This is a genomic window from Haloferax sp. Atlit-6N, assembly GCF_003383195.1.
Taxonomy (GTDB): domain Archaea; phylum Halobacteriota; class Halobacteria; order Halobacteriales; family Haloferacaceae; genus Haloferax; species Haloferax gibbonsii.
On record NZ_QEQJ01000204.1, the window covers coordinates 1 to 509 of the forward strand.

Here is a 509-nt window from a genome sequence, read left to right on the forward strand (position 1 = left end):
GTCTTAGCAACAACGATAACGATTTGGACATTTTTCGCCCTATTACAGTTGACTGCAACTACCTACGGTCAGTCTTATTGGGCGTACAAAATGCTCCACTTCGGGTCGTTCACCACTGCACCTGCGGTGCTCTTGTACGGGCTTTCGATGGGAAACGCACGCAGATGGGTGAATTGGAAGACGACCGCTGTTATCGTATTATTGTTATCACCGGTCTTTGTCTTGTTGTTCACCGATCCGACGCCTGCCCTTTTTGAAAATCCTCAGCTTATCTCGTTTGGTGCGTTCTCGGTCATTGACCACGGGAACAGTCTCCTGTATATTTCGTATTTATCCGCGTTCTACATCATCGCGACAATCGGACTCTCCTATATCGTCTACCAGACGTGGTCTGACCAGAGTCTCAGTCCGAGTCAGACTGCGATTCTTGTCTCCGCCATCTTTGCTCCAATGCTGTTGTCCGTCGCACATACGTTCTCACTCCTTCCGTTCGAGACGCCAGGAACGAT

General features: G+C 49.5%; 1 protein-coding gene. It reads left to right on the top strand.

Annotation, left to right across the window (positions count from 1 at the left end; genetic code table 11):
• Positions 1 to 48: 48 nt before the first annotated feature.
• Positions 49 to 509 (top strand): histidine kinase N-terminal 7TM domain-containing protein (locus DEQ92_RS21950; protein WP_233516942.1); only part of this gene is annotated, 461 nt, incomplete at its 3' end.